This is a genomic window from Picrophilus oshimae DSM 9789, from assembly GCF_900176435.1.
Taxonomy (GTDB): domain Archaea; phylum Thermoplasmatota; class Thermoplasmata; order Thermoplasmatales; family Thermoplasmataceae; genus Picrophilus; species Picrophilus oshimae.
In genome coordinates, this window is sequence record NZ_FWYE01000001.1 from 265,485 (window position 1) to 287,289 (window position 21,805).

A 21,805-nucleotide genomic window follows, 5' to 3' on the forward strand; every position below is an offset into this window, starting at 1 on the left:
TAATATATAATATTATCTAATAAACTCTTACCGTTTCAAGATTTTTCAATGATATTGCATCTATTCCAAATTTTGATCTTATAAGCCTTGAGAATTCATAGCATTTATCACCATCGCCGTGGTTAACAAGTATTCTCTGTGGCTTTGGCTGCATCGTTGCTATGTAGTTCAAAAGCTGTGCCTTGTTTGAATGGCCTGAAAAACCCTCTGCAGTTTCTACTGACATGTTTATATCTATTTTAACAGGCTTTCCATTATCCGTCAATGTTACATTTTTTGCACCGGACTGTATGTACCTTCCAAGTGTGCCATCCGCCTGGTATCCAACAAAAACAAGGCTGTGTTCCCTTAAAGGCGCCATTGATTTAAAGTAATCTAAAACGGGTCCACCGTTCATCATGCCGGCTGTTGCAAGTATGATCTTTGACTCGCTTGAATCCATTATCTCCTCACGCTGCTTCTTTGTTTCAACCTGCTTAAATATATCGCTTAAAAATGGATTGTCCCTTTTTACCATTATCTGCTCCCTTAGATCCTTGTTTAAATACTCTGGATATGCGGCATGTATTGCGGTTGCCTCCATGATCATGCCCTCAAGGTAAACGTTTGTCCTTGGTATTATGTTCCTTTTTACCGCATCCTCGATTACAAGCATGACCTCCTGGCTCCTGCCGACTGCAAATACAGGAATTAAAACAGAGCCGCCCCTCTCAAAAGTTCTGTTTATTACATCTGTGAGTATCTCCCCGGCCCTTGACCTTGTATATGTGTAATCATCCCTGCCGGCATACGTGGACTCTATCATAAAGGTTTCGACCCTTGGAAATCTGTTAACGGCAGGATTGAAAAGCCATGTCTTTTCAAACTTTTGATCGCCGCTCAAAACAATGTTGTAAAGACCATCGCCTATGTGCAAATGTACTGAGGCGGATCCAAGTATATGCCCGGCATTGTATAATGTAAGTCTGACATCCGGTGTTATATCCGTTGTTTCATTGTATTTTAATGCTATTGTATGCTTTAACATTTCCCTTATATGCTTTGATTCGTATGATATTTTATGACCCTCTGAATGCGCAACCTTTATGTAGTCATTTTGAAGCAAAGCAGCAAGATCCCTTGTTGGCGCTGTTGTGTATAATGGCCCATCATAGCCATATTTATAGAGAAGCGGAACAAGGCCTGAATGATCAAGGTGGGCATGCGTTAAAATTACGGCATCAAGTGAAGAAAACGGCTGTATTTCAGGAACGTAAAGATATGGCGCCTCCTCCCATGGATGATCAGGATCATTGACGTTTATCATTCCGCAGTCAACAAGTATCTTTGAATTGTTTGTTGATATTAACGTTGCACTCCTGCCAACCTCACGGTGGCCGCCAAGTGCTGTTATCCTTATCCATGTCTCGCCTGGCATAACCGGGGTTGTTAATTTTATTCCAAGATTGTGAAGGAATTCCTTCCTTTCCTTTTTGACGCTCCTTAAAAATTCGCGCATCTCCTTTACCGTTCTTGAGTACATTGGAGGTGCCCTTACAATCCTTGGAGACCACTTTGTCCTTGATTTTATGTTGACCATGACCTCCTGGTTTCTTGTAACTATTGATGGTTCATCAAGTTCTATTACGGCCTCGCCAGTGTCGGGCTCAAAATATATATCCTTTAATCCGGCCTCGTCAGGTATTATTTCCTTTATAAGCTTTTCCGCAGTATCCTCGTCAAGCATTATGCTTGGATCCGGTCTTACAGCTATCCTCCTTCTAAGTTCCTGCGCTATCTGCCTTGCTATATCATCCCTCTTTGAGAACAGCTCCTCATCCTTTGTGTATACAACTATTGTTGGCCCCTCGTAATCGACCTCGCTGATCTTGTTATCCGGATAAAGCCTGTCAAATATAGCCTTGGCTTCAGATAAGTAATCACGAAAAGACATTTCTGCACCCTAAAAAATTTCTAAAAATTTTATAATTGAAGCTTTAATTTCTTTAACCTTGAGAGTATCTCATCCTCGGATAGATAATAAAAGCCCTTTTTTGGATCTACAACGCCAAGCTGAAGCATGTTTCCAGAGGCGGAATCACGCTGCTTTGCGGCACTTATTGCCTTTATCACAAGGTTTATGCCATCATCTAATGACATGTTTTTCTGGTATTCTGCCTCAAGGACACCGTAGACAAATGGAGATCCTGATCCGGTGCTTGCATATATGTCCTCAACTGAGCCACCGGCTGCGTCTATCGAGAATATATGTGGCTTTGTATCATAGCCCCCAACAAGGAGCTGAACCATGTAAGGATAGAACTTTGTCTGGTTTAGCATGTTTGATAGCAACGTTGCAGCCGCATCAATTGGCATGCTGACCTTTCTCTGAACGCGATACAGTTCCATTTCTGCCTTCATATACCTTACCAGTACCTGTGCATCACCGACAAGGCCTGCTATGGTCATTGCAGCGTAATTATCTATCTGATAAAGCTTCTGAGCGTTTTTATTTGATATGAAATTTTCCATTGTTGCCCTGCTGTCAGTTCCCATGATAACGTAATCCCCGGCTGTAATACCAACCGTTGTTGTACCTGTTTTTAATACCTCCATACTAACACTTCCTGTGATTTTTATAAAACAAAAATCGCTTGCAATACCTAAATCATAAAAGATTATTAAATTTTTTCTTAAAAAGTTAAAAAATCAAAATTTATAAAATTTATTTACCCTTTTTACCGCGTTCCACTGCAAATAATGCTATGAAGATCACTGCTATAACTGCCAGTATGCCCATTATTGCATAGTCTATTACTGGTGTAACATCCTTTGTAACCTTCTGTGTAACTGTTACCTTCTTTGTTACTGTATGCGTTACAACGTAGGATGGAACCAGATAGAAGTGCTCTACTGTTGTTGGATCCGTTCCATTTTTGTACGTTATTGTTAATGTTACCTCTGTTACTATTGAAACGTTTGGCGCATTGTATGTTAATGAGTATGATCCAGATGATCCTGTGCTGGCCGATGTTATCGATACTTTTCCTATGTTAACGCTAACATTGAATGGTACATCGGATGCATATGGACCTGCCATTGAGTCATATGTTGAATTTACGAACATTGTGTATGTGTTGTTTGCCGGTAAGATCTGAACACCGTTGTATATTGTTGAGCCCTGTATGTATGCATTTACCACCGGGTGGTTCAGTGGATGTAACGTTGAATTGTAATGGAATTCATCTGCCCATACGTATGTCTGATTTACATAGTTTGCTCCCCAGACACCTATTTCGAATTCATCGAATGGTATTATATACTTTGACGTGTATGACATGCCCTCAAATGAGGCCACGGAGCCATTTACCATAACCGGCTTGTATAATCCGGTAGATAGATTTGCCATTGCAACTCCGCTGGCATTCGTTGTTAATGTTATCTCAGGCATTGATGTTGATCCGAAGTACTGGTTTGGATTGAATCCGTTGCCGAGTCCACCTATGAAGTATCCACGGTTTGCACCAAGTGCATTCTGTGCCGTTAATGTTACCTTGTATCCTGGTACAGGCTTTGAGCCGTTCATTACTGTTACCATTATTGTTGAAACTCCGTTGTACGAAGTAACCTGGTTCATTACATTTACCTTTATGTTGTAATGATTTGTCTGGTTTGTTACCATTACTGGCATCTCGAATGGCTGGACAACACCAAAGCCGCTTGGATTAAATGACGATGTTACCTCTCCGAGAACATCGTAAGGTGCCTCGCCTGATAATGGTGCTCCTGCGGCGTAATCTCCTATGAATATGTATTCTTCAGAGTATTCTCCGTTTAATTTGAAGTTAAAGTCTGGATTTACCTTAAGCATCAATGTTATGTTTCCGGTGCTGTTTGTCACTCCTGATATCTCTGTTAGATTCGTTGACATTATTGGCGCACCTGTGCTGTTAAGGCCGACTATTACACCGTATGGCCATATAGATGTCACGTTCTTTACTATTTCATTGCCGTAGGCCTTTGCCATTATTGAGGCATTTAGGACCTGTACAGTGTATGCATATCCCGATACCGGTTTATCCGTCATTGGATTTACTATTGTTATATTAAACATCCTGTAGCCAGTGCCATTTATTAACTCGGGTAAATTCGATGTCTTGTATGCTATTGCATATGGCAGCACATCTATATCAGTGTAACCTATACCGCTTACAGCATTGGACATTGTTGCCGATGCAGATACGTTTATGGTTGATAAATAGTCATTTGTGTATATAAGATCATTCTGTGGAAGAACCTTGAATTCAAACCTGTACTGTCCAAGTGAGTTTGTTGTTCCACTGTACGATGTTATATTTAATAATGCACCCTGCGGGTTGTATCCTATAACAACATTTGCGCCTGATACTGGCTGGCCAAACTGGTTTCTTACCTGTATCGTTATGTTTCCATACTGGCCATTCAAGAATATTCTGTGTGTATTAAATACAGAGACCTCAAGCTGCTGCTCAACCTTCTTTGGAACCTTTACGACCGGAACAACAACCCTCTTATGCAGTGAGAAGAAGTTCCAGTACCAGAAGCCACCTATACCAAGTGTATCCTTAACTATGCCTGTGTATGTTGCATTGTTTATTGGTATTAAATCAACGCCGTATCCAAGGTTTATCAATGTTGATTCGTTTGCACCTATGAACTGTATTGTATCGCCTATTTTTACTGACTGGGCCACACTAACAGTTGAAAGCATTTTTGTTACAAGGTTATTCATCAGGTTTGTCATGTAAGTTGTGTTTCTCAATGATCCATTGTAATACATTGATGTAAACGGACCCAAATAGAAACCGGTTCCTATGCCAGTTGTATCGTATGTATCCTCAAAGAAGCCAACAGGATTTGAAACTATTCCTGATATACCAAGTGATATAACATTAAATGTATTCGGCGTGCTTGGTGTTAAACCAACAAGGTTTGATACCAGCGTTGTGAATGATTCCTGCTTGACGGTTGTCGGTATTCCTATTGAATCCCATGATTTTGCTATGACCTCTGCGCCTTCAACACCAAGTGGATCCTCACTTGCAACGGTTATCTGTATTGTTGCCGTTACAGGCTTTCCATGATAAAGCCAGTTACCTGCGCTATCCTTGCTAAATCCAGGTATCTTTGATATCATGTTATATGCCAGTGTTGGGTTATATGGATATGTTGGCACATTTGAATCATGGTAAAGTGCATCTGATGTTGGCACAATTGATGCTCCGGGTGTTGCGTAACCCTCATCTATAACGCTTGCTATGTACTGTTTGTTTACTGCATAGTTTAATGCCTGCCTGAACTGTGTTATATTATAAGGTGCATCAGCCTTGTACGAGTTTATCTGCATGTAGCCGTAACCGGTACCTGGCTTTTCATATATATATGTATTTGGTATTGTCTTTAACGTTGGCAAAAACGTTGGTGGTGGTGGTAACATTATTGAATAGATCTCACCCTTCGCCATTGCAGATACAGCCGGAGAATATGATGCAAAGTAGATATCCTTTATTGAGTATATCTTAGGTGTGTACTGCTTTAATGATGAGTTGTACTGTACAAAGTAATGTGGATTTACATATAATTGCCAGTAATCACTTGGAAGCCAGACACCGTGTGGCATTCCATATCCGGCATACATCATGAATGGCCCGGATCCAACAAGTCCCGGTGCATAGCCGGTTGTCGGATTCCATCCAAGATTCCAGGCATTATATGATTCCGAAGCGGGAAGATTCGGTGTGTAGTTCCAGAGACCTGGTGTTGATGCATAATCATGCTTTACCCATATATGATATGGCAATATCGGTGTTTCAAGTGTATCGAGTACAAATATACTGCTCTGTCCAGACATTAAGAATTCAACTGTTAGGTTATTAACAGGTATTATATTTACAACATCATAGTACTCTCCGGAGTAATCCTGTGATTCATTTAATATTTCCCATGAAAGTATAAAGTCTGCAGCCTGAACATAGTATGTCTTCATTTTCATCGATTTGAATAATGTGTAGTTATGATATACCTTCTGACCTGTTTCTGGATTATAATAGTATGTGTGGTTTGAGAAGCAGTATGTGTCATTTGCATTCTGTGGTGTCCAGTCCTGCCACTGTACACCAGGTCTTATATGGACAGTCCATATGTATTTAACAGGCTCATTCTGAAGTGTAAATGGTGAGAATGCCGTCATGTTTGCAGGTGCCTTTGATTCTGACCATGATGTTGCAAGCCATGGTGATATTGATTCATTTGGCAGGAAGTTTGTGGCCGAATCATATATCTCATCAAGAAGCATGAAATCACAAACCGTGCTTGCGTCCCAGATGTTTATATAGTTTATGTTTCCAATCTCTCCTATCTTATATGTACCATTTGTATATCCAGGTTCCTGCATTGTTGTGGTCGGATATGTATATGGTGCTGGACCTGCATTCTTTGCCACGGCTGGCGCTGATGTCTGCCCTGGAATTGCTGCTCCAAAACCCTCTGCAACAAATATCAGGGAGACTATCAGAACCGCTGCTATTAACATATACTTTTTAAACTTTTTTCGATAGTCACTTTCTGACATTATATGTTAATTAAAAAAACAATATTTAAATCTTTTTCTAATACATATATACTTTTCATATAAATTTAAAAGGAATCTACTATAGTAATTATAAAAAACTAATTAGAAATGCAAAAATTATATATATTAGTCCAATACCTATATATATAAGTGTCATTATTAATTGCTGTTTATAAATATAGTTAAGATCACCTTCATTAAATGGCAGACCTGTTCTAAAAACGTCCTTTATATATGATTTTGCACCAAAGCTTGACCAGGCGCCGCCAAAGATTACTGTTATGCCCGCTATAAAAAGGATTACGGGCATGTAACTGAAGTATTCAAAATGATAAAAAAAGTAAAATGGCAGCGGTATAAGGATTAAAAATAATAATATAAATAGAGGTATTGCAGCGTATTTCAGCCTTGTTTTGTTTATTTCGTTCATCTTATCATTGGTGATATTATCATTTTTAGATCTCTCTGGCTCCAGTTAATCTTTGAATCAAGCTCCTCCGGCGAGAAATGGCACAGATACCAGTGATCGCCTATCCTCTGGTATTCTGGTTTTTCATATTTGCATTTCACCTCACGGTACAAACATCTTTCATAGAAGCGGCAGCCCTTCGGAACATTGATTGCATTGCCTATCTCACCCATGATGCCGATGTTTCCTGGATTCCAGTCTGGTGTTGGTACAGGAACTGCCCTTATAAGTGCCCTTGTGTATGGATGCTCCGGATTGTTTATTATATCACTGGCCTTTCCATATTCAACGGCAACACCAAGGTACATAACCATTATGTAATCCGATAGATAATAAACAGATGCAATGTCGTGTGAAATGTAAAGCACTGACAGATTTGTTTTGTTCCTTATCTCCTTTAAAAGATTCATGAATCCTGCCCTTAACGAGACATCCAGCATTGATGTTGGCTCATCTGCAACAAGGAATTTAACCCCGCCAAGAACCAGTGCGCGTGCCGTTGCAACCCTCTGCCTTTCACCGCCTGATAGTTCATGAGGATACCTTTCAAGGTAATTTTCCGGTGGCGTCAGTGATACCGTTTTCAATATATTTTTCACCATTTTGACCATTTCATCTGGATCCTTTGTTATCCTGTGCGCTATTATTGGTTCTGATATAATATCAAAAACGGTCATCTTTGGATTTAATGAATCGTATGGGTCCTGGAAGATCATCTGGGTACTTCTTCTAAATAATGAATAATCATCTTTATTTTCAATCTTTGTTATATCTATCTTTTTATTATCGAAGATATATACTATATCACCGGCTGTTGGTTTTATTAAATCTATTATTGTCCTTGCAAACGTTGTTTTCCCTGAGCCGGATTCACCAACTATTCCAAGAATTTCGCCCTGTCTTATATTTATAGAGACATGATCAACCGCCCTGACAAATAGATCATTTCTTGAGAACAGCTTGCCTGATAATGATTTTTTCAATGAGAAGTATGTAACAAGGTCATTTACATTTAATACGTCTTCCCCGAATTTAATATTGTTTTCATAATCTTCATTTATATTTGATTCGTGCTTTTTCAATTCGTTTGCAAAGAAACACCTGCTGTAATGCACATCATCAATTGTTACAATGGGTGGCTCTGATTGACCGCACACATCACTGCTGTATGGGCAGCGTTCATAGAAGCGGCAGCCCTTCGGAACATTGATTGGATCCGGAAGGCTTCCGGGTATTCCATGAACCGTTTTCCTTGCATTTTTAATGCTTGGGTAGCTCCTCAAAAGCTCTATTGAATATGGATTCCTCGAATTTATGTATATATCACGTGCGGTACCGTACTCCATTATTTTTCCTGCATAAAGAACGGCAACGTGGTCTGCAAGCTGGGATATAACACCAATATCATGTGATATTATTATTAAATTTTTTATTTTTCCCTCGCTCTTTAGTTTTTTTAACTGGCTTATAATTTCTGCCTGTGTTATAACGTCAAGACCTGTTGTTGGCTCATCGGCTATCACTATATCTGGGTTCAATGCAAGTGCCATGGCTATAACCGCACGCTGCTTCATTCCACCTGATAATTCATGTGGATATGCCTTCAGAACAGCAGGATTTAAACCTGCATATTTTATTGTCTCAACAACTCTTTTATCTATCTCATCATCGCTAAGATCTGTATGTATTTTGTAAACCTCCTTGATCTGCTTTTCTATTGTATAAACAGGATTGAAAGAGTTCATTGCGCCCTGGAAGACCATTGATATATTCTTCCAGCGCATGTTTCTTAGGTTTATACTAAGCATTTTTATCTGCGATCTTGATAGTTTTTTCCTTGGTGGGTTTACAGTTGTAGAATTTATGTACTCATTGCCCCTAAATGATATGCTACCACTAACATGTGCATTTGATGGTAATAAGCCCATTATGGCAGTTGCCAGGGTGCTCTTACCTGAGCCGGATTCACCAAGTATGCCAAGGCTCTCACCCTCAACAAGCTCTATGTTTATATCATCAAGTGCATGAACCGTGCCGTCATAGGTATCAAAATTAACAGAGAAGTTTTTAATGCTTAGTATTGATTCCCCATTTTGCTTTTCTTTTTCTATTTCGATCATCTTCTACCACCGACCCTGGGATTAACAACCTCATCAAGACCCCTGGCTATAAATATAAATGCCATTATAAAAAGCGTAATTGCAACTATTGGTGGTATAAACCACCATGGCGCTATGGCAAGATCAAAGAAATCTGAGTAGAAACCGCTTAGCATTCCACCCCATGTTGGAACCGTTAAAGGTGCAAGTCCAAGGATCTCCAGTGTTGAAACTGAGCCAACAGCACCGCCGATGTTTATTGCTGTTATATAAACGAGCAGCGGACCCATGTTGGGAAACATATGCCTTCTTAATATCTGCATTGTGCTTGCACCTGAAACCTTTGCTGCATCAACAAACGTCCTTGATTTTATACCACGGACAACACCTATCAATGTAAAAGTTGCAAATTCCCATCCAAGGAATGTAAGTATTAATATAATGTTTGGAATGCTTGGGCCAAGAATCTTTGCCATTACTATAAGAAATGGCAGCCCTGGTATAAGGTATATTGCAAGTGTTATTGTTTCTATGACCGCACTCACCATTCCTGAGAAATAGCCTATAAACATTGATATTATTGCGGCTATTATTAATATTGCTATGCCAACAACGAAGCCAACCTCAAGATCTATTGGAAAGCTTCCGATGAATAATGACCAGACATCATTGCCCTCTGAGTTTGTTCCCAGCGGGAATGAATTGCCTGATAAAGTATGAAATGTTGGCGGTAATGGATTTATATCCTTACCTGCAGTTGAATATAAATAGAAATTCGATGATGATACAAAGGCTATTGATTCACCTGCTGTCTTTGAATTAAGCAGGAACTCAGGATTGGATATCTTTTCCTTTAGATCAAGGCCCCAGCCAAATGGATCCTTGCTTGATAAATACTCCATGTAAACAAAGTCACCGGTTGAGTTATCATATAATAGAAATGTGCTTGAACCATAATCAGGAACTATTCCACTTATATAAAATGGTGATGCCACGGTTCTTTGAATTCTTCCAGGACCTGATAGAAGATATATGTTCTTTGATGTTGTGACCACAAAGGTCGATGGAAATCCTGATTCTCCGGCCGTTGATGAAACTCCCGTGATTTTAGAATTGCCCTTAAATACACTGCCTAATGTGAAATTCACAAGATTTAATGAGTAAACGCTGTTATTGCCATAGAAGAATAATGAATTATATTTATTAAGGCCTTCATTGTAGGCTAAAGGGATGTACATTCCTGAAACATTAACAGGAACTGTTTTATTATAGATTTCCGTGCCGTTAACACTGTAAAACATGATTCTGTTACCTGATGATATTATAATACCACCATCATTGTATGCATTTGAATTGCCAAGAAGTGAGCCATAGTATATGAAATGTGGATTATTTAGGTTATTAATTGGTTTTGACCATACCATTGAACCTGTTAGCGTGTACTCATTTAAATGATATGTTCCATTATTGTTTACTGTAAATATATATGCAGGATTGCATATTTCATTGAAATTTGGAATTCCTGAATAGCTCTCGTGATATGACATTGCGCTTGTTGTTGAGTATATTATATTCTTTTCGTGTATTGTTGAAACCGATGCGCTTGGTGTTCCTGAGCCGTAGCTTGATCCTGACCAGTTTATCTTTGCTATGTAAACATCATTGTTTGTATAAACAAGTAAATATGTATTTAATGATAGAACACCGGCTATTGCATATTTATTATAATCCCCAACGGTGAATGCCCTTAGGCCCAGCGGCGCCGATGAGATGTTAAAAAGTTTGTATTCCCTGCCATTGTTAACCGAGAGGCCGTATAGAGCATACGATGTTCCGGTATGGCCAGCACCAAAAACCAGATAGCTGCCCTCTGGTGTTGATGATGTTGCTGTTAATTTCATCAATGAGCCTGATACCTCCGGATTAAAAGAGAGATGCGATGTTAACTGATTTGACGCAACATAAAAATCCTCAGGAGGAGCTATGTATGTAACAGGGTCGCTATGCTGTATTATCAATGGAGATAGTACAGTTATAACTATGAATCCAACAAGTATATAAAATCCAACCCTGCCGTATACAGATTTATAAAAAATATTCCACTGTTTTTTAAACTGCGCAATCCTGAACTTTAACCTCTTTTTTCTGTAACTTTCCTCGGCCATAATTACACCTTTATTCTTGGATCTATCCATGCATGTATAAAATCAACAAGAGAGTAGGCAAGTATAACAACTAATGTTATAACAAATAATGCTCCCTGGGCCACGGTTATATTATCCTTTATTGCCGCATCATAGAGCAATGTGCCCATCCCAGGCAGCGTAAATATAACCTCAACTATGACTGCACCGCTCATAAGAAACGCAAATTCAAGGGCCATTCTGGTTGATATTGGTACCATGGCATTTCTTGCAGCATGATGGAACATTATATCTCCTTCCTTGACGCCCTTGGCGCGGGCCGTTGTTATGAAATCCTCTCCAAGAACAGAAACCATGGCAGCCCTTGTCGTTAATAAATGGCCCATGATCTCTATTACCGCAAGCACGGTAATAGGCATAACAAGATGATAAAAGGCATTGCTAAGACCTGCAAGTGTTGGATGCGTTATATCTGTTATCGGGAAAACCGCCCTTAATGGAAAGATGTGATAATAACCTGCAAAGTAAACAAAGACCAGTATTGCAAGAACAAAGAACGGTATTGAGTTAAGGATCGTTGCTGTTGTTATTAGGCCCGTCTCTGATTTTTTGCCCCTTAAGAAGGATGTTGCTATGCCGGCAGGTATGCCTATGATAAATGATATAACTGCTGCTATACCGAACAGTAATAATGTGTATGGAAGTGCAGATTCAACCTCAAGTGCAACTGATTCCTGGCTGTAAACAGATTTGCCAAAGTGAAATGTTAACATATCGCCAAGATATATCAAAAAATCATGGAAATTGATAGGACCGGCCAGTGGACCTAACTCCGCCTCAATAATTTTTAACTCACCTGGTGATGGATGCTTTAATCCATGCAGAAGTATTAATGCAGGGTTACCAATGGCCCTGAATAGCACGTAAAGAACCACCAGGACGAACAGAACTAATGATATATCCTGTATTATCTTCCTTATGATAAGGTACGTATTCATATATATTAACTATATAAAATATGGTATATTAATTTTTTTTATTGGAGTAGTATCATGCAGACTTTTTATATCTTTGATATATTAAACCTTGCGTTAACGTGATAAAAAAATGGGGATACAGATTTTACCCTGTGATAATCATACAAAGTGAGATTATATCCATAACTTCTTGCCTTTTTAATTATTGGTTCATACGAATTTTTAATATAATTCTTATCTGTTAGGTAATGCATTGATATTTTACCATTGTTTTTTATATGAGATAGCGCATGCGGAAGAAATTCTATTGATTTAAAATTACCCATCATTATATAATCTGCCTTTATTTTCGATGATATTAACCTGGAATCGCAGTTGAATATCTCTACTCTGGTTTTTATATTGTTAATTTCAATATTTCTCTTTAAAAATTTTATGGCCTCAGGATTTATATCGCATAGTATTGCGCCTGAAGGCCTTTTATATTTTAATGCTGGAATGGAAAAATATCCTATGCCGGCAAACATATCCATAAAAACCTTGCCATTCAGGTCTTCGTATATATTTGATCTTTCATTTATATTTCCAGGTGAGAACATCACCTTCTCAGGATCTAATAGATATTTAACGCCATTTTCAAGATGTAATGTCTCACCACCACTGCCATATATCAACTTTAACGATGGTTTTCTAAGATCGCCATGGATCCTGCCTGTTTCCATGTAAACTGAGGAAACATTAAGTATTTCTGCAAGTATGCTTCCAATAATTTTCTCATGCCTGGTATTTTTTATTATTATTGATGAGCCTATTCTCACCCATTTTTCAGGATAATTCTTTATTCCATTTCGTTCCATCTCATTTTTTAACATGGTTTTTATGCTGTTCTTCTCCTTGAAATCATGACTTATTGAACCATCTATATTTTTTATAACTGGAACATAGATGTAATCTTCATCGTGATCATAAACCAGATCCCTGTTTACAATGCCTGATCTCTCTATTCTCTTAAGCGTCTTTATATCATGTTTTTCGACCTTTATAGCATGGGCAAGCATTGGCATATAATTAATGTTTTATATATAAGCATCATTTTTTATTTAATAATTAATATTTAATAAATAGTATTAATTGTTTAAATTTATATGCCTCTAAAAAATTTTAATTTAAAATTTATAATTATTACAAAAGTCTCTAAATTTTTATTTAATGATGCTATTTTTCTCCATGAAGGTTTACTCATTTTTTGGATCTTCTGGCTCCGGAAAAACAACGTTGATATATGATTTAATCTCAAGATTTTCAGACAAATATAAAATAGTATATATAAAAAATATACATGACAACATATCATTGGATTTTAATGGCAAAGATACATGGAGGATGGAAAGTGCAGGCGCATACATAACCTATGGACTGACTCCAACAAGAACATACAGGATGGAAAGAAAAAGATATGATATAAAAAATATCATAAACGATGGCGACATTGTTTTTATTGAGGGTTTCAGGGATTACAGGGATTCAACAAGATTTCTACTGCTTGGAGATGCCGAATATAAAAAGTACGGATATGATTTCATTATAAATACCACAAACAGGGAATTCATGGATGGAATAAAATATCCGGAAGAAATAGATAAAATAATAGAAATAATGGGTATTTAATGATAAATTGTATATCCAATTTTGCAATTTACCATTAAAATGTTAAATAAAAAAATGATAAGAATAAAAAGCAGGGCATTAAAAGGTAATAAATTAAATGATAGCGATGAGAGGGATATACTGGTTTTTTACCCGGATCATGTTGATCATGGAATACTTTTTATAGAGCTTGCAGGCCTTAACGGAACGCCTAAATTAAACAACAGGTTTTCAGAGATAATAACAAAGCTTTACAAAAATGGGAAAATTGAGAATTCGGTAATTATAAATCCAGATTTCTCAACAAGATTTCATGTTAACCAGTACATGAATTCTCCTGAGGTTGGTAACTACGAGGATTTCATAATCAATGAGATAATACCAGAGGTATCTGAAATGTTTCATACAGATAAGACCGTTTTATTCGGGAAATCCTCCGGCGGCTTCGGTGCATACAACCTTGCCGTTAGGCACAGTGATATAATAAACGGTTTTGCAGATCATTTTGGTGATAGCTGCTTTGAGTACGTTTACATACCAGATATACCGGTTGCCTATAAATATCTAAGGGATAAATCAATAGATGATTTTATATCTGAAACATCAGGCAAATCTGATATAAGCGATGATGAAATAAGAACATTAAACATAATAGGCATGTCCGCATTTTATTCTTACAATGATCATGGTTTTGATCTTCCATTTGATAATGAGAACGGATCTTTTAAAAACGATGTCTGGAACAGATGGATTTATTACGATCCGGCAAAGAATATAGAAAAATATCTAAATGAGCTTAGAAGGCTTTCAATATACATGGACGTTGGCCTAAAGGATGAGTACAATTTATTCATAGGGCTTAGAACAATGCACAGCAAGCTTTTAAAGAATAACATAGAACACTGCTACCTGGAGTTCAATGGCGGGCACTTTGGCAACAGCAAGAGGTACGAGTTTTCCCTGCCATACTTCGTTGAAAGGTTTAAGAATACTTTTTAAACAAGGATAACATCATTTTTTAATGAGAAAATTAAAGATGGAAAACGGCTCCGAGATAATTTTAAATGATGATTTAAAAAGAATTGTTTCATTCAGCCCTGCTGTTACCGAAACGCTTTTCGACCTTGGCCTTGGCGATAACATCATAGCTGATTCCGCATTCTGTGCAAGACCAGAGGGTGCAAAAAACAAGAGGAAGCTTGCAAGTTATTCAACGACAAGAATTGATGTCCTTGAGGAATTGAAACCAGATATTATATTAACAATTGGCGGTTACCAGGAAATACTTTACAATAAATTAAATGATAAGTTCAAAACCTATATGTTTGAACTACCATCTTCAATGTTTGGCATACTTGATATGATCAACAGGATAGGCATAGTTGTTAACAGAAAAAAGGAGGCAAGGGATCTCGTTTCCTCATTAAGTAAAAATATAAAAATAAATGATGGAAAGATAAAAACATACTTTGAAATGGATCTTGGGGGCCCGGTAACCTTTGGCTCCATGAGCTATATTACGGATGCACTTTATTTTCTTGGCTTTGAAACCATATACATGAAATACGATGCTGAATGGCTTTATCCCGATTTTGAATTTGTTAAAACCATGGATCCAGACGTTATAATATATGAACATAAGATGTACCGTGATTTCAATGAAAAGGATATGGAAAAAATTATAAATGACAGGGACTGGCATAATATAAGTGCAGTCAGAAATGGAAACGTTTTCATAACCCCGGGCAAGCTCGACTTCTTTGCACATCATGGACCATCGTTTTTCAGGGAGGTAATACCCTGGGCGGATAATGTATACAAGTCAATAAAAAGATTATAAATTAATAAAAATGCTCATCTATAATATATGATATAATATGTATAATCGCTGTATGAATATCCTGGATGTTTGGCGTTTTGTCTGAATTTACATATATTACTTCATTGCATATGTTTTTTAAAAGCTCATGGTTTGAACCTGTCATTGCAATTGTGATTGCATTTTTATCCCTGGCCTTTTTCAATGCATTTATTACATTTATTGATCTTCCTGACGTTGTTATTCCTATTACACAGTCATTTTCGTTGCATAAGGCCTCGATCTGCCTTGAAAATACATTTTCATAGCCGTAATCATTTGATATGGCCGTTATTACTGATCCATTGGACAGGGATATTGCAGGTAGGGCCGACCGTGATCTTAAAAAATGCCCATTGAGCTCCGCTGTTAAATGATCGGCATCTGCAGATGAGCCGCCGTTTCCAAATGATATTATTTTGCCATTGTTTTCAATGGTTTTTATTATTAAATCTGCAATTCTTGTTATTGCTTTAATATCAATCGATTTAAGCATGTTTATATCATCTTCTATGTAAGAATTTATATCCATGGAAATAAATACACGAATTATTTAAATACTTTTATTAATGTAAAAAGCTTATAATAATCATTGGCATTTTTTATCAATGTATTTTATAGGATTTGACATAGGTGGAACAAACACATCACTTGTACTTGTGGAATACAATGATAATATAAAGATTATTTCTGTAAATAAGTTCAGGAGCTATGCCAATAGTTACAAGGATGAAATAAACGCGGCCTCAGATATAATAGATTCCTGGATTTTAAATTATAATATAGATAGAATCGGCGTCAGCATAGGAGGCCCGCTTGATTATAAAAATGGAATCATACTTGAACCACCACACCTGCCTGGATTCTGGCATGTTAATTTAAAGAGTATACTTGAAAAAAGGTTTAATGTACCTGTAAACATCATGCATGATGCATTATCTTCAACAATAGCAGAGTGGAGATGGGGTAATGGCATTAATTCAAGGAACATGACATTTATGACCTTTGGCACCGGTTTTGGGGCAGGTTTTATAATAAATGGAAGACCTTACATAAATGATAAAAGCCTTGAGATAGGCTATAATAAATTATCCATTAAATCAGGGCTAAACTATGATTACATATGCAGCGGCAGCGGTTTAAACGACATGGCAAAAATATACGGTGAGAAATACGCTGTAAGAAAATCCATGGAGCATCTTGGGTATCTGCTTGCATTCCTTGCAAACACCTTTGCATTTGAAATGGCGGTTATAGGCGGTGTCTTTACATACAGGTACAATGAGTTTTATCCATTACTATATAAAAAATTCAGAAAGTTCTCAATAAACGATATGAAAATACTACCATCAAGGTTTGGAAGCGATATTGGTGTTTATTCAAGCATGGCGGCAGCCCTGTATGAAGATTAATATCATAGGAACTGCACTTGTTTCATTTATAATGAATTCCACGCTCCGCTTCTTTGTGCCTGTTCTTCTACCATTTATTATATCAAATCTTAATATAAATGTATACCTTGGATCGCTTCTTGTAACGGCATACTGGATAGGATATACATTTATGCAGATACCATCAGGCATAATTGCAGACAGAATTGGAATTTCATTATCCGCAAGATTATCATTTTTTGCAATGGTTTTATTATTCACCGGATTTTACTTTTTTAGATCGTATTTATGCTATTTTTTGATACAGGTATTTATTGGGGCCGCATCGGCCATGGTTTATGTGTCTGATACCGCAATTGTTCAGGCAGCAAGTGAATTAAAGAAAAGAGCGGAAAGCGTGGGAATATATCAGACGGGATTCTTTATAGGCGCCTCACTGGGTGAATACCTTGTATTAAGAACCTTTGATATAAGCTTTGATTTTTCCTTCTATTTTATAATGATCCTGTTAATCATTGCATTAATATTAAACATACTTTTTATGAATTATAAAGATTTTAAAAGACCGCCGGGCAGGATAGATAGAAATATAGTATACGTTGCATTGATAAGATTTTCAGCAGGTTTTTCATATATTGGCTTTGCAGCAATCTTTACAACGTTTATAGTATACACTGGTATTGTAAATTATAAAAATGCATACATATATGCATGGATTCCCGCCTCAGGGGGCCTAATAACATCACCCATAGGCGGTATTATATCGTCAAGACTCGGTATCAATAAATCAATTTTATCGATAATACCAGTTATTATTATGGATTTTATTATAATGTTTTTGAATTATCTAAAAAAATACATATTTTTGCTATCATTTTTCACCGGAATTATGTACGGCATCTATGCAGGACCATCCATGGGAATGGCCTCTGATTTCAGTGGCGGTGATAAAAACATAGCATCATCAAGCGGAATAATAAACTTCAGCTCCCAGGTTGGCGGAACAATATCGCCAATCATTATAGGTTTTTTATATTCAATTTATCATTCATTTTATATACCGTTTATATTTATATCATTGACATCGATGATTGTTTTAACAATACCAATTTTGAAGTTAAGAATTCATACCAGATACCTTTAAATACTAAATAAAAATATCTACTTGCTTTTAAAGGAAGTAAGAGAATGGAAGAAATAACCAAGATAAAGGATCTAAACCCTTCTTCAAGGCGTGTAAACGTTGTTGGGAAGGTAGTGTCAGTGAGTGAGCCAAAGGAGATTAAGACAAGATTTGGAGAGGACAAGGCGGTAACAGAGGTTGTTATAGCAGATGACACAGGAAAGATTACATTAACGCTCTGGAATGAACAGGCAGATAATGTAAAGGATGCTGTGGCATTGAGAATAGACAACGGTTACGTTTCATTACTAAGAGGTCACATGAGATTAAACGTTGGAAAATACGGTTCCCTTTCTCAGACAGATGATGAAATAGAGGCAAATGAAGATCTTGACATGAGTGAGAAGGAGTACGAAAACCAGTACAATTACAGAAACAATAATTACAGGAAAAATAACAATTACAGAAACAGGAATTTTAGAAAATATGATGATGAAGAGTAAATTTAACTCTTCTCAATAACCTTTTTCTGTGCCTTATACATTTCTATAATCTCATTTGTTGTTGTTGCATCCTCTGGCTTTTTATCATCCCTTGGCTTTATTAACCTTGGAAACCTTAATGCAAGGCCAGAGCCCTTTTCTATGATGTTCATTGCACAGGTATGAACAGGGCTAACTGTTATTTCAGCACCGCGTATCTCAAGAACAAGTGATGGATATATCCAGTGATCCGGTTCCATTGATGAGTTCACCCTTGCAGGCTTCTTTTCAACGATTTTGTCCCCAAGGAGCCTTGGCATTTCAGATAGCATTTCGTCTGTAAAGCCCGAGCCAAGCTTGCATACCGTTTCAAATGTGTCATCTTTGCTGTTATAGCATGCCAGCAAAAGAGCCCCAAATGTTCCCTTTCTACGTCCATGGCCGTCGAATGCACCAACAACAACCAGATCCAGGGAGTCAGAAAGCTCACTCTGGTAGTCCCTCTTAAACTTTATCCATAACCAGCCCCTGGCACCTGCCCTGTATATTGAATCTATGCCGTTACTCTTTGCAACTATACCCTCACAGCCCTCCTCTATTGATCTTTCAAAGAATTTCATTATATCGTGTTCATCATCTGAAACTATTCTTTTTGCAAGCTTAAAGTACTCGTTTTCCTTAAAATTCTTCTCCAGTATTGATCTCCTTTCAGGATATGGCAGATTAACAAGGGATTTACCGTTTAAATATAATATATCAAATATAAACATGACAATTGGCACCTCCCTGGTTTTTTCTGTTAGTTCATATTTTCTCCCACGACGCTTTGAAACCATTTGAAATGGATATAATTCACCTGTTTCCGGATTGTATGGCACTGATTCACCATCTATTATACACGAATCAAATGAATAATATGACTTAAAATTTTGAACAATGTCAGGAAAGCTTGATGTCGTTTCCTCAAGACCCCTGGAAAATATCTTTATCCCGCCTTTAAGGAAGTGCAGCTGTGTCCTGAGGCCATCGTATTTATATTCATATGATGCATTGTGCCCCATCTTATTTCTTATATCAGAAATTGATTGAAGCCTCTCTGCCAGCATGACCTTAAATGGTATTAATGGAACCGGACCGGCATTTAAAAGTTCATTTATATTTCCCATCATTAGGTTCTCTGCAATGTAGCCAAGATCCGGGTGAAAATTATACGCTGTTTCTATATCATCTGCGTATTTTTTCTCTGAAAATGCCTCTATTAAGCCATCAAGTATTGTTGAATCTGCAACGCCAAGCCTTAATTTTCCAGTTATTATCCTTGTTATGTATTTTATCTCCATGGGTCCCGAGTTTATTAAAAGATCTATGTATGCATCCATCTTTGTCTTTATGCTTCCGTGACCTGTATAACCTGAGATCTTAATAAGCTGGTTGTAAACATAATCGACTGTTAAACTTTCCTTTAGAAGTGGCCTTTGAATTCCAGATGAGCTTATTTCCTCTGCTGTGGAGCCAAGATCGCCAAGCCTCGAGAAGATCCTGTTTATATCCTCTTCTGATCTGCCCGACGCCTTTGAAAGCGATTTTATTATCAATTTGTCTGAAAGCCCAAGCTCTATGCCCAAGTAATCCGGCATTAGCTTGCCCTGTACAAGATAGACAAGCTTTTTTAAATCATCACCTGATCTTTTAAAAAGCTCAGCAAGTATTGATGTTAATTCCAAACGTTTTGTTGTTTCCTCCATCCTTGAGAAGTATGATGCAACATCCGAGAAATCCATATTTATATATAACATATTATTTATTAATCTTTCCTTATTTTAAGAATGTTAAAATTTATATTCTATGTTTAAATCTGGTATTTGTCCCGGCTTAGCTCAGTTGGTAGAGCGACGGACTGTAGAGATGTCTCTGCAAACGCAGATATCCGTAGGTCTCTGGTTCGAATCCGGAAGCCGGGACTTCTAGTTTTTTATTGATTCCTCAAGGTCATTCAATGTTATTATTTTAGAGCCGTAAACCCTTTTGTAGTAATCCTCCCAGTTTTTATCTATCCTTGCTGCAACAGCATCTTTAATAATTATCGTTTCATAACCAAGGTAGAATGCATCTGCTGTTGTGTGCCTCACGCATATATCTGCATCAAGGCCTATTAAAAAGAGGCGCCCCGCATTTAAATAATTTAATATTGCATCAAGGTTTGTATCATGGAAGGCACTGTAAAAATGCTTTTCTATTATAAAATCACCTGGATTTAACTTTAATTCATCTATTATTTTTGATCCCCAGCTATTCTTCATGGCATGCTCTCCCCATAATTTCATCTCAAAATCGTATTTATTATGTGAATCACATGCGTATATCACAGGAAGATTTTTATTATGAAAGATCTCTACAACCCTTGATGCTGGCCCAACGGTTTTCAATGCCTCATCTGTTTTAAGTGCACCGTGGATAAAATCGTTTAGCATATCTATTACAATTAGGACGTCCATGGATAATTATGACCGGATTGGATAAATATTTTTCGAACAGATGTTCGTAAATGTTTATTGGAAAATTAATAATAAAAAGAAAAATTATTGTAATTAAATTATTTGCGGCAATAACCTGTCAATTTCTGATTTGTATTTGACCACGTAATTATTTATCCATGGAAATAAAAAGATAATTAACCATGGATCCAGGCCGGTCAGCCTCATTTAAAATGATCTGTAAAATGTCAATACTCTCAGTAAAGGTTATATATAATCTTATAATGAGAGCCTGGATATTATGGCTAATAAAACAGCTTATGTTTCAAAACCCATGGACGTGTTGAAGAATTCACTGGAGAAAAATATCATGGTCGATGTAAAGGGAAACAGAACGTACTCTGGAACACTTGAGGGCTATGATATATACATGAATGTTGTTCTTTCAAACGTTTCAGAGACGATAAATGGCGAGAACAAGGGTGTTTTTGAGAAGATGCTTGTAAGAGGAGATAATATAATATTTGTTTCACCTTCAAGGAGTGATTAAAA

The 21,805-nt window shown here is 37.2% G+C and carries 18 protein-coding genes and 1 tRNA gene; 8 read left to right on the plus strand and 11 right to left on the minus strand.

The window, feature by feature from the left end; genetic code table 11:
* Positions 1-16: 16 nt before the first annotated feature.
* The 8 genes from B8780_RS01460 to B8780_RS01495 form a co-directional block, all read right to left on the minus strand.
* A complete protein-coding gene (locus B8780_RS01460; RefSeq protein ID WP_011177488.1) occupies positions 17-1,933 on the minus strand; it encodes a beta-CASP ribonuclease aCPSF1 in 1,917 nt (638 codons plus the stop codon).
* 29 nt (positions 1,934-1,962) lie between these two features.
* Positions 1,963-2,595, minus strand: coding sequence for an archaeal proteasome endopeptidase complex subunit beta (gene psmB, locus B8780_RS01465; protein ID WP_011177487.1), 633 nt, complete (start codon positions 2,593-2,595; stop codon positions 1,963-1,965).
* Positions 2,596-2,704: 109 nt separating this feature from the next.
* On the minus strand, positions 2,705-6,589 hold the full coding sequence (locus tag B8780_RS01470; RefSeq protein ID WP_084272405.1) for an ABC transporter substrate-binding protein: 3,885 nt from the start codon (positions 6,587-6,589) through the stop codon (positions 2,705-2,707).
* Positions 6,590-6,677: 88 nt separating this feature from the next.
* Positions 6,678-7,019 carry a hypothetical protein gene (locus B8780_RS01475; RefSeq protein ID WP_084272406.1) on the minus strand — a complete coding sequence of 114 codons (342 nt, stop codon included), beginning with the start codon at positions 7,017-7,019 and terminating at the stop codon, positions 6,678-6,680.
* Positions 7,016-9,178 (minus strand): ABC transporter ATP-binding protein, encoded by a 2,163-nt coding sequence (locus tag B8780_RS01480; protein ID WP_084272407.1) that lies wholly within the window; start codon positions 9,176-9,178, stop codon positions 7,016-7,018. The genes B8780_RS01475 and B8780_RS01480 overlap by 4 nt, the downstream gene beginning before the upstream one ends.
* Positions 9,175-11,322, minus strand: coding sequence for an ABC transporter permease (locus B8780_RS01485; protein ID WP_161939664.1), 2,148 nt, complete (start codon positions 11,320-11,322; stop codon positions 9,175-9,177). The genes B8780_RS01480 and B8780_RS01485 overlap by 4 nt, the downstream gene beginning before the upstream one ends.
* Positions 11,323-11,324: 2 nt before the next feature.
* Entirely contained in the window at positions 11,325-12,299 is a 975-nt protein-coding gene (locus B8780_RS01490; RefSeq protein WP_084272409.1) for an ABC transporter permease, read from the minus strand.
* Positions 12,300-12,364: 65 nt separating this feature from the next.
* Positions 12,365-13,336 carry a class I SAM-dependent methyltransferase gene (locus B8780_RS01495; RefSeq protein WP_161939665.1) on the minus strand — a complete coding sequence of 324 codons (972 nt, stop codon included), beginning with the start codon at positions 13,334-13,336 and terminating at the stop codon, positions 12,365-12,367.
* A gap of 169 nt (positions 13,337-13,505) precedes the next feature.
* On the opposite strand from B8780_RS01495, the gene B8780_RS01500 reads away from it, so the two are divergent.
* Genes B8780_RS01500 through B8780_RS01510 form a run of 3 tightly spaced genes read left to right on the plus strand, consistent with a single transcriptional unit; the run spans position 13,506 to position 15,765 of the window.
* The gene (locus tag B8780_RS01500) at positions 13,506-13,946 is read left to right on the plus strand and encodes a molybdopterin-guanine dinucleotide biosynthesis protein B (protein ID WP_236719345.1); all 441 of its coding nucleotides are present in this window, start codon (positions 13,506-13,508) and stop codon (positions 13,944-13,946) included.
* A gap of 54 nt (positions 13,947-14,000) precedes the next feature.
* Positions 14,001-14,924: an alpha/beta hydrolase-fold protein gene (locus tag B8780_RS01505; protein WP_236719346.1), complete on the plus strand. Its 924-nt coding sequence runs from the start codon at positions 14,001-14,003 to the stop codon at positions 14,922-14,924.
* A 22-nt stretch (positions 14,925-14,946) separates the two neighbouring features.
* Positions 14,947-15,765, plus strand: coding sequence for an ABC transporter substrate-binding protein (locus B8780_RS01510; RefSeq protein ID WP_084272413.1), 819 nt, complete (start codon positions 14,947-14,949; stop codon positions 15,763-15,765).
* 1 nt (position 15,766) lies between these two features.
* On the opposite strand, the gene B8780_RS01515 is transcribed toward B8780_RS01510, so the two are convergent.
* Positions 15,767-16,315 carry a D-sedoheptulose-7-phosphate isomerase gene (locus tag B8780_RS01515; protein ID WP_084272414.1) on the minus strand — a complete coding sequence of 183 codons (549 nt, stop codon included), beginning with the start codon at positions 16,313-16,315 and terminating at the stop codon, positions 15,767-15,769.
* A gap of 76 nt (positions 16,316-16,391) precedes the next feature.
* Here B8780_RS01515 and B8780_RS01520 point away from each other — a divergent pair, with 76 nt between their 5' ends.
* Genes B8780_RS01520 through B8780_RS01530 form a run of 3 tightly spaced genes read left to right on the plus strand, consistent with a single transcriptional unit; the run spans position 16,392 to position 18,800 of the window.
* Positions 16,392-17,195: an ROK family protein gene (locus B8780_RS01520; RefSeq protein WP_084272415.1), complete on the plus strand. Its 804-nt coding sequence runs from the start codon at positions 16,392-16,394 to the stop codon at positions 17,193-17,195.
* Positions 17,185-18,318: an MFS transporter gene (locus tag B8780_RS01525; RefSeq protein WP_011177475.1), complete on the plus strand. Its 1,134-nt coding sequence runs from the start codon at positions 17,185-17,187 to the stop codon at positions 18,316-18,318. Before B8780_RS01520 ends, B8780_RS01525 begins: the two co-directional genes overlap by 11 nt.
* A gap of 44 nt (positions 18,319-18,362) precedes the next feature.
* Complete coding sequence (locus B8780_RS01530; RefSeq protein WP_011177474.1) at positions 18,363-18,800, plus strand: single stranded DNA-binding domain-containing protein; 438 nt, start codon at positions 18,363-18,365, stop codon at positions 18,798-18,800.
* A gap of 2 nt (positions 18,801-18,802) precedes the next feature.
* Here the strand turns inward: B8780_RS01530 and B8780_RS01535 are convergent, their stop codons facing one another.
* Positions 18,803-20,560 (minus strand): ATP-dependent DNA ligase, encoded by a 1,758-nt coding sequence (locus B8780_RS01535; RefSeq protein WP_048059460.1) that lies wholly within the window; start codon positions 20,558-20,560, stop codon positions 18,803-18,805.
* A gap of 85 nt (positions 20,561-20,645) precedes the next feature.
* Here B8780_RS01535 and B8780_RS01540 point away from each other — a divergent pair.
* A tRNA-Tyr gene (locus B8780_RS01540) sits at positions 20,646-20,740 on the plus strand.
* A gap of 3 nt (positions 20,741-20,743) precedes the next feature.
* Here the strand turns inward: B8780_RS01540 and B8780_RS01545 are convergent.
* Entirely contained in the window at positions 20,744-21,274 is a 531-nt protein-coding gene (locus B8780_RS01545; RefSeq protein ID WP_011177472.1) for a cysteine hydrolase family protein, read from the minus strand.
* Between the two features lie 280 nt (positions 21,275-21,554).
* On the opposite strand from B8780_RS01545, the gene B8780_RS01550 reads away from it, so the two are divergent.
* On the plus strand, positions 21,555-21,803 hold the full coding sequence (locus tag B8780_RS01550; RefSeq protein WP_011177471.1) for an LSM domain-containing protein: 249 nt from the start codon (positions 21,555-21,557) through the stop codon (positions 21,801-21,803).
* Positions 21,804-21,805 lie beyond the last annotated feature (2 nt).